The organism is Sodalis sp. RH21 (assembly GCF_047324175.1).
Taxonomy (GTDB): Bacteria; Pseudomonadota; Gammaproteobacteria; order Enterobacterales; family Enterobacteriaceae; genus Acerihabitans.
In genome coordinates, this window is sequence record NZ_CP178732.1 from 3,014,447 (window position 1) to 3,031,288 (window position 16,842).

15 protein-coding genes are annotated in these 16,842 nt (G+C 60.8%); 5 read left to right on the forward strand and 10 right to left on the reverse strand.

Translation table 11 applies throughout. The features are described from left to right. Positions 1-17: 17 nt before the first annotated feature. The 6 genes from hutH to ACL2XP_RS13840 form a co-directional block, all read right to left on the reverse strand. A complete protein-coding gene (gene hutH, locus ACL2XP_RS13815; protein ID WP_413733361.1) occupies positions 18-1,577 on the reverse strand; it encodes a histidine ammonia-lyase in 1,560 nt (519 codons plus the stop codon). 70 nt (positions 1,578-1,647) lie between these two features. Continuing rightward, entirely contained in the window at positions 1,648-2,433 is a 786-nt protein-coding gene (locus ACL2XP_RS13820; RefSeq protein WP_413733362.1) for an ABC transporter ATP-binding protein, read from the reverse strand. Further along, entirely contained in the window at positions 2,430-3,206 is a 777-nt protein-coding gene (locus ACL2XP_RS13825) for an ABC transporter permease (protein ID WP_413739153.1), read from the reverse strand. The genes ACL2XP_RS13820 and ACL2XP_RS13825 overlap by 4 nt, the downstream gene beginning before the upstream one ends. 97 nt (positions 3,207-3,303) lie before the next feature. Further along, positions 3,304-4,281 carry an ABC transporter substrate-binding protein gene (locus ACL2XP_RS13830; protein WP_413733363.1) on the reverse strand — a complete coding sequence of 326 codons (978 nt, stop codon included), beginning with the start codon at positions 4,279-4,281 and terminating at the stop codon, positions 3,304-3,306. Positions 4,282-4,578: 297 nt separating this feature from the next. Continuing rightward, on the reverse strand, positions 4,579-5,172 hold the full coding sequence (locus ACL2XP_RS13835) for a HutD family protein (RefSeq protein ID WP_413733364.1): 594 nt from the start codon (positions 5,170-5,172) through the stop codon (positions 4,579-4,581). Beyond that, positions 5,169-6,542 carry a formimidoylglutamate deiminase gene (locus tag ACL2XP_RS13840; protein WP_413733365.1) on the reverse strand — a complete coding sequence of 458 codons (1,374 nt, stop codon included), beginning with the start codon at positions 6,540-6,542 and terminating at the stop codon, positions 5,169-5,171. Before ACL2XP_RS13840 ends, ACL2XP_RS13835 begins: the two co-directional genes overlap by 4 nt. A 154-nt stretch (positions 6,543-6,696) precedes the next feature. Here ACL2XP_RS13840 and hutC point away from each other — a divergent pair, with 154 nt between their 5' ends. The 3 genes from hutC to hutG are packed head-to-tail and all read left to right on the forward strand — an operon-like array spanning position 6,697 to position 9,515. Next, complete coding sequence (gene hutC, locus ACL2XP_RS13845) at positions 6,697-7,437, forward strand: histidine utilization repressor (protein ID WP_413739154.1); 741 nt, start codon at positions 6,697-6,699, stop codon at positions 7,435-7,437. Positions 7,438-7,466: 29 nt separating this feature from the next. After that, positions 7,467-8,681: an imidazolonepropionase gene (gene hutI / locus ACL2XP_RS13850; RefSeq protein ID WP_413733366.1), complete on the forward strand. Its 1,215-nt coding sequence runs from the start codon at positions 7,467-7,469 to the stop codon at positions 8,679-8,681. Between the two features lie 33 nt (positions 8,682-8,714). Beyond that, positions 8,715-9,515 (forward strand): N-formylglutamate deformylase, encoded by an 801-nt coding sequence (gene hutG, locus ACL2XP_RS13855; RefSeq protein WP_413733367.1) that lies wholly within the window; start codon positions 8,715-8,717, stop codon positions 9,513-9,515. On the opposite strand, the gene ACL2XP_RS13860 is transcribed toward hutG, so the two are convergent. Both ACL2XP_RS13860 and nifB read right to left on the reverse strand, forming a co-directional pair. After that, on the reverse strand, positions 9,512-10,057 hold the full coding sequence (locus ACL2XP_RS13860; RefSeq protein WP_413733368.1) for a nitrogen fixation protein NifQ: 546 nt from the start codon (positions 10,055-10,057) through the stop codon (positions 9,512-9,514). The two genes, hutG and ACL2XP_RS13860, sit on opposite strands and share 4 nt — an antisense overlap. Continuing rightward, positions 10,057-11,487: a nitrogenase cofactor biosynthesis protein NifB gene (gene nifB / locus ACL2XP_RS13865; RefSeq protein ID WP_413733369.1), complete on the reverse strand. Its 1,431-nt coding sequence runs from the start codon at positions 11,485-11,487 to the stop codon at positions 10,057-10,059. Before nifB ends, ACL2XP_RS13860 begins: the two co-directional genes overlap by 1 nt. A 316-nt stretch (positions 11,488-11,803) precedes the next feature. Between nifB and rlmF the strand changes: the two genes are divergently transcribed. Beyond that, positions 11,804-12,769, forward strand: a complete 966-nt coding sequence (gene rlmF / locus ACL2XP_RS13870; protein ID WP_413739155.1) for a 23S rRNA (adenine(1618)-N(6))-methyltransferase RlmF — start codon at positions 11,804-11,806, stop codon at positions 12,767-12,769. Positions 12,770-12,838: 69 nt separating this feature from the next. Here rlmF and nifA read toward each other — a convergent pair whose 3' ends face one another. Both nifA and nifL read right to left on the reverse strand, forming a co-directional pair. Next, positions 12,839-14,413, reverse strand: a complete 1,575-nt coding sequence (gene nifA, locus ACL2XP_RS13875) for a nif-specific transcriptional activator NifA (protein WP_413733370.1) — start codon at positions 14,411-14,413, stop codon at positions 12,839-12,841. After that, a complete protein-coding gene (gene nifL, locus ACL2XP_RS13880) occupies positions 14,410-15,921 on the reverse strand; it encodes a nitrogen fixation negative regulator NifL (protein ID WP_413733371.1) in 1,512 nt (503 codons plus the stop codon). Before nifL ends, nifA begins: the two co-directional genes overlap by 4 nt. Before the next feature lie 341 nt (positions 15,922-16,262). On the opposite strand from nifL, the gene rsxA reads away from it, so the two are divergent. Beyond that, positions 16,263-16,841 carry an electron transport complex subunit RsxA gene (rsxA, locus tag ACL2XP_RS13885; RefSeq protein WP_413733372.1) on the forward strand — a complete coding sequence of 193 codons (579 nt, stop codon included), beginning with the start codon at positions 16,263-16,265 and terminating at the stop codon, positions 16,839-16,841. Position 16,842 lies beyond the last annotated feature (1 nt).

Below are 16,842 nucleotides of genomic sequence, written 5' to 3' on the forward strand. Positions count from 1 at the left end.
TACGGATTCCTCTCTCATCAGAGCGTGAGCGCGTGGCTGGGTAACAAGGTTTGCACTGCGTTTGGCAGGCTGAATTCGGCGACCCAAAGACGCATCGCTTCAATATCCGGCGCCAGCAGCCGATCGCTGGGCAAAAAAGCCACCCGGCGGCGGATGTCGGCCAACTGCTGTTCCAGCAGATCCGAGCTGCGCAGCGGCCGATTGAAATCAATGCCTTGCGCCGCGGCCATGGCTTCGATCCCCACCACCACCGAGGTGTTAAAACACATATCCCCCAGCCGGCGGGCGGCGAACGTGGCCATCGACACATGATCTTCCTGGTTGGCCGAGGTGGGCAGGCTATCCACGCTGGCGGGATGGGCCAGGGATTTATTTTCTGACGCCAGGGCGGCCGCGGTCACCTGGGCGATCATAAATCCTGAATTGACGCCCCCTTCGTTAATCAGAAACGGCGGCAGCCCCGACAGGCCGGTATCGAGCAGCAATGCCAGGCGGCGCTCCGAGATGGCGCCGATTTCGGCGATGGCCAGCGCGATAATATCCGCGGCGAAGGCCACCGGTTCGGCATGGAAATTACCGCCCGAAATCACTTCCCCGCTATCGGTGAATACCAGCGGATTATCGGACGCGGCGTTGGCCTCGATTTGCAGGGTGCGCGCCGCGAATCGCAAATTATCCAGGCACGCCCCCATCACCTGCGGCACGCAGCGGATGGAATACGGGTCCTGCACCCGGCCGCAATCGGCATGGGAAACGACGATCTGGCTGCCGGCCAGCAGCGCGGACACCGATGCCGCCACCGCGATTTGCCCGGCCTGCCCGCGCGCCTGGTGGATACGGGCATCAAAGGGTTTGACCGAGCCTTTGATGGCTTCCAGGGTTAGCGCCCCGGCCACCAGCCCGGCGGCGAAAGAACGCTCGGCTTCAAACAGGCCCACCAGCGCCAGCGAGGTGGAAACCTGGGTGCCGTTCAACAGGGCCAGCCCCTCTTTCGGCGCCAGTTCAACCGGGGCCAGCCCGGCCAGCGCCAGCCCCTCGGGCGCGCTCATCAACCGCCCGTTGACCCGTACCTGGCCTTCGCCTATCAGCATCAGCGACAAATGCGCCAGCGGGGCCAAATCGCCGGAGGCGCCCACCGAACCTTTGGCCGGGATGCAGGGCATCACGCCCGCGTTATATAACGCCAGCAGGGCTTGCACCACGGACAAGCGAATGCCCGAATGGCCGCGCGCCAGGCTGATGATTTTGCAGGCCATGACCAGGCGCACCACATTGTCGTCCAGCAGTTGGCCGGTGCCGACGCTGTGCGACAGCACCAGATTACGCTGCAACTCCGCCAGGCGCTCGGCGGGAATCCGGGTTTGCGCCAGCTTACCAAAACCGGTGTTGATGCCATAGACCACTTCGCCGGTGGCGAGGATCTGCTCTACGGTTTGCTGGGCGGCGTTAATCGCGTCGCAGGCGCCGTCATCCAGCGATAATTCCACCTCGCCGTGGTAAATCGCCTTCAGCGTCGCCAGGCCCACTTCGCCCGGCACTAAACGGCAGGGGCGCAAAAATGTTGCAGAAGATGACATAATCTATTCCTGTCTATACAAGTAAAAAGAGTCCAATATTCCACCTGGTTTGGTGTTATCCGCTCCGTCATTAATCATCCATGCCTCGCAGCGTTTCGCTGCGGATCTCCTCGGTGACGCGCGCCTTTAGCGCCATGAATTCCGGCGTAGTCTTTAAGGTATAATCCCGCGGATGCGGAAAGTTTACCGCGACTTCGGTTTTAATTCTGCCCGGCCGGGCGCTGAAAATAGCCACCTTGTTGGCCATGAAAATGGCTTCGTCGATATCATGCGTGACAAACAGCACCGTTTTACGTGACGACTCCCAGATTTTCAGCAGTAATTCCTGCATCAGCACCCGGGTTTGATTGTCCAGCGCGCCGAAAGGTTCATCCATCAGCAGCACTTTGGGATCGTTGGCCAGCGCGCGGGCGATGGCGGTGCGCTGCTGCATCCCGCCGGACAATTGGCGCGGGAAATGCTGTTCGAACCCGCGCAGGCCCACCTGGTGGATAAAATAGTCGCAGCGTTCGCGCTGCGCGGCTTTAGCCAGCCCCCGTTCGCGCAGGCCAAAGCAGATATTCTGTTCTACCGTCAGCCAGGGAAACAGGGTATAGCTCTGAAACACCATGCCGCGGTCCGCCCCCGGCCCGTCGATCAGGCCGCCGTCGAGCCAGACTTCGCCGCCGCTGGGCTGATCCAGGCCGGCGATAATGCGCAGCAGGGTGGACTTACCGCAGCCCGAAGGACCGAGGATAGTGATAAAATCATTTTCTTCCACCCGATAATCGATGGGCAGCAACGCTTGCGTCTGCTGCCCCTTGGGGCCGCTGAAAATGCGTGAAACCTGCCGGATAGCCAATTTGCCGTGGTTCATAAGGCATTACTCCAGGCAAACAGACGACGGTTTACCGCTTTAAAAATAAAATCCGATATCAGCCCGATGCAGCCGATAACGATAATGCCGAAAATAATCTGCCCGGTATTGAGCAGCGCCTGGCTATCAACGATCATATGGCCGATGCCGCTCGACGAACCGATAAGTTCGGCGACGATCACATAGGTCCAGGCCCAGCCGAGCACCAGGCGCAGCAGTTCGGCGATTTCCGGCGCCGCGCCGGGAATCAGCACCCGGCGCACGATAGTGTGATTGGAGGCGCCCAGGGTATAAGCGGCCTCCACCAAATCGCGGCGCGCGGCGCCGACGGTGACGGCGATCATCAGCACAATCTGGAAAAACGAACCGATAAAAATCACCAGGATTTTCTGCATTTCACCAATGCCGGCCCATAAAATCAGCAGCGGGATAAACGCCGAAGCCGGTAGATAACGGCAAAAAGAGACAAAGGGTTCGAGAAAAGCTTCCACTAATTTGTAAGAGCCCATCATGATGCCCAGCGGCACCGCCAGCACCGCCGCCAGGATAAAGCCCCCCAGCACCCGCATCACCGTCATGGCGATATCCAGCGAAAAGTTGTATTCGGTAAACAGCAGGTACCCTTCGTGTACCATGGTGACGGGGTCGGCCAAAAACGTCGGCGACACCCAGCCGCCGAACGTCGCCAGCGCCCAGAACGCGAAAAACAGGACAAAAAATCCGATGCCGAGAAACCACCGCTGGCCGGTTGATACCCCGCGCAGGGGCACCATCAGCGGGTTATGCATCACTTTTTTCGCCGCCGGCAGCGGTGCGGGTACCTTGATTCCGCCGCCGTGGACATCTTTTCCGACCGACATCACGCTGTCCTTATTGATTAACGTAGCTGGCGTCATACAGGGTCTTGATATCCGGTATCTTGCGGATAACCTTCATTTGCAGCAGCAATTTGGCCGCCTCGTCGCTGAAGGTTTCAATTTCGCCGCTGAAGAATTTGCGGTTTTGTTCACGATCCTGCCAGCGCAGATAGCTGGCCGATTCGGCAAATTCCTTGCCGGAGGATTTCACCGCCGCGCCCATGATTTCATTGGATTTATCCGGCTGCCGCCTAATCATGTCCAGCGCATCGAAGTAGCTGTCCACCAGCGCCTTGGCGGCCTGGGGATGTTCCTTGAGAAACGCGGGCGTGCAGCCCAGGGTATCCATGACCATCGGATAATCCAGGGTGGTGGCCAGGATTTTCCCTTTGGCCGGATTCTGGCGCACGCTGGACAGATAAGGTTCATAGGTCATGGCGGCATCGTTGCTGCCGGCAATAAATGACTGGGCGGCGGCTTCCGGCGAAAGGGTGGTGGTTTTGACGTCCTTCAGGCTCATGCCGTTTTTATCCAGCATCCAGGCGAGCGCGAAATAGGGCGACGTGCCCGGCGCGTCAACCCCGATGGTCTTGCCTTTCAGCGCTTTGATGCTGTCGATATTATTGCGCACCACCAAACCGTCGGCGCCGAAGGATTTATCCAGCTGGACAATCTGGGTAATGGGCACCCCGTTGGCATTCCAGGAGATATAGGTTTCCACCGTGGTGGCGGCGCACTGGACATCACCGGAGGCGATGGCCAGATGGCGATCTTTTTGCGGAATCATTTTCATGGAGACGTCGAGTCCATGACGTTTAAAGATGCCCGCTTTGTCCGCCAGGGTCAGCGGGGCGAAACCGGTCCAGCCGGAGATCCCGATGGCCACCGGCGTATCCGCCGCCATGGCGGGAGCGGCGAAGACTAAACCCAACGCCAGGGTAACGGGATAAACGCGGCTGAAAACTGACGAACTGGCACGGACCTTACTCATATCCCACTCCTGAGTGAATTGCAGGAAAAAATAAACGGTGAAAGGCGACTTGGGCGCACTGTATATTCTTGTCTATACAAGACACTTTACAGAAGCAAAGCCTGTGCCACTTTATTACCCCGGCCGTATTAACCCGGCCGGGGCGCGCTCGTCCCGGCGGGCGCCTTTCTCCGTCCCGCCCCTGCGCCGCTTAGGATCGGTGCCGCAGATACCGTATGCGCTTTACCCGGCGGGGGGCCCATATCGGCTCCCCCGCTCCGCCCAAGTCCCGTGCCGCCAATGACCCATAATGGCGCGTCACGCACCACCAGCTCGCATTGGCCCGCGGATATCGGCCCAGAGCGCAATCCCCCGCGCGTCCGCCGGTTGCAGGCGCAGCGGCCGCGCACGGTCGTGCCACCAGATGCCCTGGCGCGCCTCCAGCGGCGCGTCCCCGTCAATAAGCCACTGCCCGGCCAGCACATAGACCACCCCGCTGTTCCCGGCGGGCAGGATCTGCTCCCCGGCGATACGCGTCATTCCGGCCAGATAATCCCCCCGGCGGGTCATGATATTGAAATCCCGGCTCGGCCCGCCCAACAGCGTGGCGCTTACGGCGTCTTCACCGGCAAAAGCGTAGGGCCGGCCGGGATTGACCAGTGCGTGGGTCGCGCCGCGGCCGTTATGCAGTTCCACACCGCGCCCCTCCAGCAGGGTAATAATGCGATCGATACCGGGAAACGCCGAAAAATCGCCGTCCCGATCGAGGGTGGCGATACTGGCCCGCCAGCCAAATTCCCCGGCGGCTTGTTCCGCCGGCGGCCAACTGATGATTTCCCGGGTTTCTCCGCCCCCGTTCCGCCACCGGCTCACGGGCAGGGTGTCGTACGCAAACCGCCCCGCCCGGCTCATGACGCGTCCTGGCGCAGGTCGCGCAATACGGCGGCAAAATCCCGGGCGCTTTGCTGTTCCAAAGGATGATGCCCCGCGTTGATAAGCTGGCGGCCGGCGACAAACACATCGCGGATTTGCCCCCGGCCGCCCGCGAACAGCCAGCGATTGAGCAATGCTTCGTCGGCGGTGGCCTGGATATAAGGGTCCTGGCCGTCGAGCACCAGCCAGTCCGCGCGGTGCCCCGCGGCCAATTGGCCGAGCGCCGCGCCGCAGGCCTGGGCGCCCCCTTGCAGCGCCCCCAGGTACAGGTTATCCCCCACCGAGGGCTGGCGCGCATCGGCCAGCCGGTTGCGGCGCCGGTCGCGCAGGCGCTGGCCATACTCCAGCCAGCGCAGTTCTTCCACCACGTTTAGCGACACGTGGCTATCCGACCCGATGCCCCAGCGTCCGCCCTGGCGCAGATAGTCGTCGGCCGGGAAAATGCCGTCCCCCAGATTGGCCTCGGTGGTGGGGCACAGCCCGGCCACCGCGCCGCTTTGCGCCAGCGCGCTGATTTCACCGTCATCGAGATGGGTGGCGTGGATCAGGCACCAGCGCCTATCCACCGGCGCGTGATCCAGCAGCCACCGCACCGGTCTGGCCCCCGACCAGCTGACGCAGTCCGCCACCTCCTTTAGCTGCTCCGCCACGTGGATATGCACCGGCGCGTCCGCGTCGGACGCCGCCAGCACCGCCTGGATTTGCTGGCCGGTGACCGCCCGCAGGGAGTGGAAGCACAGCCCCAGTCGCTGATGTTCAACCTTGGCCATATGGGCGCCCAGCGCCTGCTGCTGGCGTAAATAGCCCTCGGTATCCTGGATAAAGCGGCGCTGTCCCGGCTGAGCCGCCTGCGCGCCAAACCCGCTGTAGCTGTATAGCACCGGCAATAACGTCAGGCCGATGCCGCTTTGCGCCGCCGCTTCGCTGATGTGCAACGCCATTTCCGCCGGGTTGGCGTAAGCCTGCCCCTGCGGCCCGTGATGCAAATAATGGAACTCCGCCACCTGGGTATAGCCCCCTTTCAGCATTTCGATATAGAGCTGGCGGGCGATAATACCGACCTGATCCGGCGACAGGCGCTGCACCATGCGATACATCACATCGCGCCAGGTCCAGAAGCTGTCCTGCGGGTCGCCGAAGGTTTCGGTCAGCCCGGCCATGGCGCGCTGGAAGGCGTGGGAATGCAAATTGGGCATGGCGGGCACCGCCGGCCCCGCCAGGACCGTGGCCCCGCGCGGGTCGGCATGGGGTTCCACGGCGGTGAGATGACCTTGTTGATTCACATGCAGCAGGACGTTATCGGTCCAACCCTGCGCCAACAGCGCTCGGGGGGCAAAATAGACGGGCATGGCGGTTTCCGGTTAATGTTATGGAAAAGAGGGTAATGCGGGTCCATCCAGATGAAATGCTTATCCACTTGTCTATACATATACATACGCTGAATTGAACAGTAAACTATTTTATTATTATCTCCCGTTCATCGAGGTTGGAAACGTGACTGAAATGCAGTCCGCGGCGCAGCTCTCCGCCATCATGAGTGACACTCCCGCCCCGATTTACCAGCGGGTTAAACAAGCTATCATACAGCAGATACGTTCCGGCGCCTGGGAACCCCATCAGCGCATTCCGTCGGAAAGCGAACTGGTGGCCGAACTGGGCGTCAGCCGCATGACCATTAACCGGGCGCTGCGCGAGCTGACCGGCGAAGGGTATTTGCTGCGGATGCAGGGGGTCGGCACCTTTGTCGCCGAGCTAAAACCGCAAACCGCCCTGCTCGAAGTGCGCAATATCGCCGACGAGATTGCCGCCAGGGGACACCGGCACAGCAGCAAGCTGCTGACCCTGGAGGCGCGCCAGTCCACGGGGGAGGAGGCATTGTCCCTGGGCATCCAGCCCGGCCAGCAGCTGTTTCACTCGATGATTGTGCATTACGAAAACGATATCGCGGTGCAATTGGAAGATCGCTGCGTCAATCCCCTGACCGCGCCCGATTATTTGCAGCAGGATTTTAACCGTATCACCCCCTATTTTTACCTGACCCAGGCCGCCCCGCTCACCGCCGGCGAGCATCGGGTCGAAGCGATTAACGCCAGTGCCCGGGAACGCGAACTGCTGCAACTGGGGGAAAACGAACCCTGTTTATTGATTCACCGCCGCACCTGGTTCGGCAAATTGGTGGTGACCTCGGCGCGCCTGTTGTACCCCGGCACGCGCTATCAGCTTTTTGGCAGCTTTATTGCTTAACCATACGGACGGGAGAGGGAGGATTATCGATGTCGGTTGTATTTGATAGCGTTTGGCTGGGCGCCGATGTGGCGACCCTGCGCGAGGGCCGCTACGCCCTGATAACGGACGGCGCCATTGCCGTGAGCGGCGATCGCATCGCCTGGGTGGGACCGCGCGGCGCGCTGCCGCCCTGCGACGGGACGCCCATCCATGATTTCGGCGGCGGTATCATTACCCCCGGCCTGATTGACTGCCATACCCATCTGGTGTTCGGCGGCAATCGCAGCCGTGAATTCGAGCAGCGGCTCAACGGGGCGAGCTATGCGGAAATCGCCGCCGCCGGCGGCGGCATTCTGTCGACGGTCAACGCCACCCGCGCGGCCAGCGAAGATGAGCTATTGTCCCTGGCCGAAGGCCGGCTGGCGATGCTGATGGCCGACGGCGTCACCTGTATCGAAATCAAATCCGGTTACGGGCTGACCCTGGAGAGCGAAATCAAGATGCTGCGGGTCGCCCGGCGCATCGCGCAAAAATACCGGGTGCAGGTTAAAACCACCCTGCTGGCGGCCCATGCGGTTCCGCCGGAATATCAGGGCCGGTCCGATGAGTACGTGACGCTGATCTGCGAGCGCTGGATACCCGAAGTGGCCGCCCTCGGCCTGGCCGATGCGGTGGACGGATTTTGCGAGCATCTGGCCTTTTCCCCCGCCCAAATCGCCCGGGTGTTCGACGCCGCCCGCCTGGCCGGATTACCGGTGAAATTGCACGCGGAGCAGCTCTCTTCCCTGGGCGGCGGCACGCTGGCGGCGCGGTATGGGGCCCTGTCGGCGGATCATCTGGAATACGCCACCGACGGGGATGCCCGGGCCATGGCGCAATCCGGCACCGTGGCGGTATTGCTGCCCGGCGCCTGTTATATGCTGCGCGAAACCCAGCTGCCGCCGGTGGCGCTGTTTCGCGAGCACGGCGTGCCGATGGCATTGGCCAGCGATATCAATCCAGGCACCTCGCCCGCCTGTTCGCTGCGGCTGATGCTCAATATGGGCTGTACGCTATTTCGCATGACGCCGGAAGAAGCGCTGGCGGGCGTCACCCGCAACGCGGCGCGGGCGCTGGGACTGGCGGAGACCCACGGCACGCTGGAACCCGGGAAAATGGCCGATTTCGTGCATTGGCCGGTATCGCACCCCGCAGAACTGGCCTATTGGCTGGGCGGACAGCTCGCCGGCAGCGTTATTTATCGCGGCGTACGCCGCTCATAATTATTATTGCAGCTAACCAGGAGGGCACTGTTAGTGAACATTACCGAACCTTATACGTATGAACCCGGTACCATTCCTTTGTTATTAAGCATTCCCCATGCCGGTACCCGGCTGACCCCGGCGGTGGAAGACGGCCTCAGCGACGCCGCCCGGCCGTTGCCGGACACTGATTGGCATATTCCCAGGCTTTATGATTTCGCCCGCGACCTGGGCGCGCATATTCTGATCGGTAATTATTCGCGCATGGTCATCGATTTAAACCGGCCGCCGGACGATCGGCCGCTCTACGCCACCGCTACCACCGGCCTGTATCCGCAAACCCTGTTTGACGGTACGCCGACCTTCAAGCCCGGCTCGGCGCCGGATAGCGATGAGCGTAAAAGCTACCTTGACCAGATCTGGCACCCTTATCACCGGAAATTGCAGGACTGCCTGAGCGAAATCAAAGCCCGCCACGAGTATGCGTTGCTGTTTGATGCCCACTCCATTGCCTCGGTAATTCCACGGCTGTTCGACGGCAGGTTGCCGGATTTGAATCTCGGCACCAACGATGGACTGAGCTGCGCGCCGTCCCTGGGCGACGCGCTGGTTGAATTTTGCGGGCAACAGCCGTTCAGTTCGGTGATCAACGGCCGCTTCAAAGGGGGCTATATTACCCGGGCCTACGGTCAGCCCCATGCGCGGCAACACGCGGTGCAGCTTGAATTGGCGCAGTGCAATTATATGCAGGAACAGCCGCCGTTCGATTACGTGGCGGAGCGCGCCGGCCAATTGCAGCAGGTGCTGCGCGCGCTGCTGGCGACGCTGGTGTCCTGGGGGCAGCAGCCCCGCTAATCGTCGGCGGTAAAACAGATCTCCCGCTCGCAGCAGCTATCGCAGCTGGGCGAGCGGCAGTTGATTTCGCCGGTTTGCGCCAGGCACAGTTGGCGGTAGAAAAACTTCTTCCAGCGCATATTTTGCGCATTCATGGCAATAAGCGCCGGGAAACAGGCGCCCATTAATTGGCGCAATTCCCCGCGCGACGCCAGGCCCAAATCCTGCCAAAGATGGTTAAAGCCCATGGCCGCGGCGGCGATCGGCAGATGCAGCGGCGCGCCGTCCGCAATCAAATACTGCCGCAGCCATTGCGCCAGCGCCTCGCGCTCTTGCCGGCGCGGGCGTTGCAGCGCCGACAGCAATTGATCCTGCCGGCGCAAAAGTTCCGGCCGGGGACGCAGGCCAGGCAGCAACCGCCGCGCCAGGCGCCGGTATTCTTCCTCCGGCAGCCCCATAGCCAGCGGGAAGCGCGCCCGCCCTTCGTTATGATTGATCATTAACCGGCGCAGCCAAAGCTCCGCCGGCTCATGGCGCAGGGTGTCGGCAGGGGGATTACGCATCAGGCGACACCCTGTATGTCCGGGCCGTGCATGGCGCGGGCGCGGTCGCGCTGCCGACGCCACTCCTCCACCACTTCCTTCACCGGCCGCCAGGCGCCCTTGATATTCGGCTCGATGCCGGCCTGCTCCAGGCGCTGCCACGGCCCCAGGCCGATGCGGGCGCAAAACACCGCCGACACGTCCGCCAGCAGCGCCGCTACCGCTTCCAGCCGTTGTTCATGCTGGCGTTCATTGTCTTCTTCGCACGCGGTTTTATCGGTGCAAAACCGCGGTGTGAAACGCTCGCCGATAGGCAGCACGCCGGCGGCGGAAACGCTATAAATCTGGAAACGCCGTACATGGCCGAAGTGCTCGTCGATAAGCACTCCCTCCCGGGTCGCCACCGCCACCAGGCAGGCGTCGGCGGATTCCGATTCCCCCTGGCTGGCGATCGCGGCATGAATTTGCGTGCGCCGGCGCATGACCGGCAGGTAGGGCGCGGGGGCAGCGGGAATGGACGACAATGGAAAACTTTGGCTGCGATCTTCGCCCAGCATGCCGATGGCATCCGCCCTGCACTGCTGGCAATGGGCCATTTGCGGCATCGATGCGCCGCAGCGGCGGCGCACATCATCCACTTCCAGGGAGGTGGGCTCGCGCTGCCCGCCCAGGCCAAATACCGTGCCATGCTCCGGCTGGGAAATCAGCGGCATGACGTTGTGCAAAAATGCGCCCCATTCCCGGGCTTTTTCGCTGACCGCGGGCAGATGATGGTCGTTGATGCCGGGGATCAGCACCGAGTTTATTTTTACCAGCACGCCCCTGGCGGTCAAGCGGCGAATACCCTCCTGCTGGCGCGCCAATAATAGGGCGGCGGCCTCGCGCCCGGCCAGGCGCTCGCCGTCAAACCATAACCACGGGTAAATTTGCGTGGCGATATCCACATCCAGGGCATTGACCGTCACGGTAACGTGATCGACGCCGATATCCACCAGCCGATCGACGACTTCCGGCAAGGCCAGGCCGTTGGTGGAAAGACAAAGTTTCATATCCGGCAGGGCCAGGCGCAGCCCTTCCAGGGTGTTAAAGGTACGGGCGATATTCGCCAGCGGGTCCCCGGGGCCGGCGATGCCGATCACCGCCAGCTGGGGCAGCGCCGCCGCCACGTGGCGGGCCTTGGCTATGGCCTGGGCGGGAGAAAGCACTTCCGAGACCACGCCGGGGCGGGATTCGTTGCTACAGTCATATTTGCGGTTGCAGTAATGGCATTGCAAATTACACGCCGGCGCCACCGCCAGATGCATACGGGCGTAGCGGTGATGGGCCGTGCGCGAGTAGCACGGATGCTGCGCCGCTTTGTCCGCCTGCAGCGGGGTTAGCACCGAACCGGCGTCGGGCGCGCCGCAACCCCGGGCAGCGGCAGGAGTTGAAGAAGAATGACAGGATGCCATGTAAACCGCCTTAATCAGGACAACGTTATCCTGGTTATTGCAATCGCCATGCCCGCCGGACCACAGAGTTAACCTTATGCTTTAACAGCAATTAGATCATTTACCTGCCCCATGATGTTGTGTTTAATCCCGCGCGGCGGTGACATTGTCTTAAAACCGACAATCCCGCCGCCCGCGGGTTCAGGCCATACCGCGCCAAGACGTTATCGTCGGCGGTTTGCCGCGCGTTGTGCTATCGTATGCGCCGAAATGGCCTGTTACTGCATCACTCCGGGTCGGTGGAACATTGTCGGTGGAAAAATTGATGGAAAATCCGGTGGAAAAAAAGAAAAGCTTCCCGCAGCAGAAAAATCACCTGCATCCGCGTAACCGTCACCGCGAGCGTTACGACTTTCCCGCGCTGATCGCCAGTTGCCCGGCCCTTGAGCCGTTCGTCAAGCCCAATGCCTGGGGCGACATTTCGGTGGATTTCGCCGACCCGGCCGCGGTAAAAATGATTAACCGCGCGCTGTTGCAACATTTTTACGGTATCGAACATTGGGATATCCCGGCCAACTATCTCTGTCCGCCGATCCCGGGGCGCGCGGATTATCTGCATTATCTCGCGGATCTGCTGGCCGCCAGCAACGGCGGCGCGATCCCGCGCGGCCGCGGCGTGGCGATATTGGATATCGGTATTGGCGCCAACTGCATTTATCCCATCATCGGCCAGCATGATTACGGCTGGCGTTTTACCGGCACGGAAACCGACCCGGTGGCGCTGAATTCCGCCAAAATGATCGTGGCGATGAACCCGACGCTGAAAAACAGCGTGCGCCTGCGCCAGCAAAAACAAACCGATGCCATGTTTAACGGCATTATCGGCATCGCCGAACGTTACGACGCCACGATGTGCAACCCGCCGTTCCACGGGTCGGCGGAAGAAGCCACCGCCAGCACCCGGCGCAAACTGCATAAGCTGGGTAAAGGCGAGGTGCCCGCCGTGCCGGTGCAAAATTTCGGCGGCAAGCATAACGAGCTGTGGTGCGAAGGCGGGGAACTGGCATTTGTCGGTAAAATGGTCGAAGAGAGCGTCGGCAAAAGCAAAAACTGCCTGTGGTTTACCTCGCTGATTTCCAAGCACACGACCCTGGAACCGCTGTATGCCGCCATAAAGCGGGCCGGGGCCAGCGACGTGCGTACCGTCGACATGGCGCAGGGGCAAAAAATCAGCCGGTTTATCGCCTGGACGTTCCATAATACCGAACAGCAGGCGCTGTGGGCCGCAGAACGCTGGCGGTAATCGCCAGGCCCGCCCTGCCGGCAACGGCGCCCCCCTGGCGCCCCGCGGTTAACCGCGGGGCAATGCAGGTTATAACCGGTGCATATTGATATTTAAAATCTGTATGCGATAAGCCACCTGGCGCGGCGTCATGCCCAGCAGCCGGGCGGCCTTGGCCTGTACCCAGCCGGATTTCTCCAGCGCGGCGATCAGTTTTTGCCGATCGTCCATATCTTCTTCCCCCTGCGCCTCGCCGTGGATGGGCGGCAGCGCGCCGCGCGGCGGCGCCATGGCCGACGTCTCGCTGTGATTAAATAAAATCACGTCGCGATCGATCAGGCCCTCTTCCGACATCACCGACGCGCGCTCCAGGCAGTTCTCCAGTTCACGGACGTTGCCCGGCCAGCTATAGCTCATCAATAAGCGCAATGCGCCGTCGCTGATGCGCAACTCGCGTCCCTGTTTGGCCGCCAGCTTGGCGATCAGGAACTGCGCCAGCCCGACAATATCGTCCTGGCGCTCGCGCAGGGCCGGCAAGTTGATGGGCATTACGTTAAGCCGGTAGTACAGGTCTTCGCGGAAATGGCCGTTGCGCACTTCCTCTTCCAGATTGCGGTTGGTGGCGGCGATAATGCGCACATTGACTTTAATGGTGGTATCGCCGCCCACGCGCTCCATTTCCCCCTCCTGCAAAATGCGCAGTAATTTGGCCTGGAAGGAGGCGCTGCTTTCGCCGATCTCATCAAGAAACAAGGTACCGCCGTCGGCCAGTTCGAAGCGCCCTTTGCGCTGGCGCACCGCGCCGGTAAACGCCCCCTTCTCGTGGCCGAATAATTCGCTTTCCAGCAGGTTATCCGGCAGCGCCGCGCAGTTGAACTTCACAAACGGCTCCAGGGTGCGCGGCGAATTATAGTGAATGGCGTTGGCGATAAGCTCCTTGCCGGTGCCGCTTTCCCCGCGCACCAGCACGGTGGTATCCCATTTGGCCACCTGGCGGATCACGTCGAAAATTTGCCGCATCGGCTGACTGTTGCCCACCATATTATCAAAACCGTACTGATGCTTGACTTTGCGCCGCAGGGTATCGCGCTCCTGGCGCAGGGCTTCGGTTTCCTGGCTCATATACCCCACCAGCCGCACCGTCTGGCAAATTAAATTGGCCACCATTTCCAGGAACCGGGTGCTGGCCGGCAGCCGGTCTTCATGCAGTTCCATCGGCTGCGCCGCCAGCACGCCCAGCGGCACGCCGTCGGGGCCGGGGATGGGCACGCAAATAAACGGCAGGCCGTAATCGTACAAATTCAGCCGGTCCAAAAAGCGGGGATCGTCGGAGACGCGCGGCAGCACCAGCGAGCGCTGCTGGCTCATTACCGTGCCCAATATCCCTTCGCCGATGCGGTAGCGAACATTTTTGCATCCCTTTACCACTTCGGTGTCCGCGCCGTACAAAGCCTCGATAAATAATGCGCTGCGCGATTTATCAAACAGGCACACCATGCCGTACTGCATATAAGCATGCTCGTATAACGCCTGGATCATGGCCTCCAGGGTCTGCCCCAAATCCAGCGAACGGCTGAGCGCCACGCTGATTTTATGCAAGGCGGTAAATTGTTGTGATAAATCAAAACGCCGTGATGTCTGGGTAGAAGTAGGAAACTGGTTCATTCTGCTGCTCCTATCATCGCCGGGTGTCTGAACGGCTTGGCCGGCAGGGGTAAACGCAAGGTCAAGAGCGTCCCGTCCTCTTCCTGGGTATGGATATCGATCATGCCCTGATGATTGCCGATCAGGGTTTGTATCAAGCGCAGCTCCATGCCGTGTCCGGGCATGGTGAAGGTTTGCGGCGGCGTCGCGCTATATACCGGCTGCAACGACAAATTGTCGCGCAGGTCGAAAAAGAACGCATTGTCGCGCCCGTAGGCGCGCAGCTGGATAATCAGCGCCGCCGCCGGCCGTTCGCCGGCCAGGATCAGGCAGCGATCCAGCCACAGGCTCAGCGACGCCAAAATTTGATGGCGCTGCCCCCAGCCCAGTAAAACGTCCGGCTCGCATCGCCAATGCAATTCGCCCAGGCAGCCCAGGCGCGGCCGGTAGAGATCGGCTAAATCTTTCAGCAGATCGCCTATCGACCAGAAGTCCTTTTCCTCTTGCTCCAGCGACGGCCGGCAGAGCTGCAAGCGCGCCAGCGCCTGCTGTCCTTCCTGCCAGGCGGCGTCCAGGCCGGGATGCACCGCGCCGTCGGGATTAAGCCGCCGGGCGGCCGCCAGCATATTGAGCGGGCCGCTGAGCTGCACCATGGCCGCATCCAGGGATTCACGGATCGCCGCCAGCAATTTGCCGGAGACCAATTTATGTTTTAGCTGTTCAAGCCGCTGTTGCGCGCGCTGTCGCTGCTGTTCGCTGTCATCGATAAGCGTAATTAACGTGCGCGGCGGCGCCACGTCCGAGAAATAGCGGCTTACCTCTTCATTTACTTCCGATAGCGGCCAAATGCTCAGGCCGAATACCCGTTCGCTGCCGCCGATATGCAAGGTGACGCGCTCGCCGGCCGCCAGTCGGGTTTTATTGTCCGGATAACCCAGCCCGGCCAGCAGTTCGCGGCCGCCATAATCGGCGCACAGGGTTTTATAGGCCAGATTATCCATCACGATCCGGTCGTGCTCGTCGAGCACGATAACCGGCGCCGGCACGTTATTGAGTACGGCGGCGATCAGCGACATTTGATTGCGCAGGCGCTGCATCAGGGCGTAGCTGTCGGAGATATCCTTATGCATGCCGAGGTAATGCTCGATCTGGCCTTCCGCACTGAATATGGGGGAAATGCTCACCTCCGCCAAATAGAGGCTGCCGTTTTTGCGCTGGTTAATCAGTTGCCCGACCCAGGGACGTCCTTGGGTTATGGTCCGCCACATGTCCTGATAATGTGTATTGGGCGTCTGGCGGCTGGCCAGCACGTTGTGATTTACCCCGGCCAGCTCGGGTTCGCTGTAGCCGGTAAGCTGACGGAATGCCTGATTGGTATAGACGATACGCGCATGAGGGTCGGTGATGGAAATGGCCACCGACGATTGTTCCACTGCGGTATAAAACAGTCCGGGACGCAAAACGGACAGCGCCGGCGTACCTGCGCAACTGTCCAAAAGCGCGGCATCATCGAGCATAGGTAGACGCATAAAAACTCCTGCGGGTCGGGATAAAAATCAGGTAGTGGTGCGTTTCACGACAATTTGTCAGATCTGCCGACAGGATGGCGCGAAGCGATAATGACCTTAAAAATTGTGCAAGTTTGATACCGAAAGTTGCACAACCGCAGAAAACCTTGATCTAAACAGGGGTTTTTGGCCCCAAAGCGCATTTGAGCTCCGGTTCCGGACAGCGCTGTCCGCCCGCCCGGCGCTAACGCGCGCCATCGTGGCGCGTTTTGCGCACCAACATTGCGCATTTTTTGTCCAGCGCAGATTGGCACAGCTTTCGCAATAACCCCCTAAGTACGCTTTTGGCTGCGGGGAATAAAATGAAGGAAATACTGCTGATTATATTGGCCAACGGCCTGGTGAATAACATCGTACTCGCCCGCTTTCTGGGTTTGTGCTCGTTTATGGGGGTGACCAATAAAGTGGATTCGGCGCTGGGCATGTCGATGGCGACCACGTTTGTGATTACGCTGTCCGCCGGCCTGGGCTGGGTTATCTATCATTGGATTCTGGTGCCGCTGGGCATGGAATATTTGCGGTTGCTGTCGCTGATTATGGTGATCGCGTCGCTGGTTCAATTATTAGAGTTGTTTATCGCCAAACAAAGCCCCGCGCTTTATCGCACGCTGGGCATCTTCCTGCCGCTTATCACCACCAACTGCGCCGTGCTGGGCGTGGCGCTATTGGTACTGGACGATAATCTGAGTTTTCTCCATAGCGTGGTGTTCGGTTTCAGCTCTTCCCTGGGATATTCATTGGTGATGGTGATTTTCTCCGGCCTGCGCGAGCGCCAGGATAACGCAACGCCCCCGCTGCTGTTTCGCGGCGCGCCGATCAATTTTATTACCGCCGGCATACTGGCGCTGGCATTCACCGGTTTTGCCGGCCTGGCGGGATAAG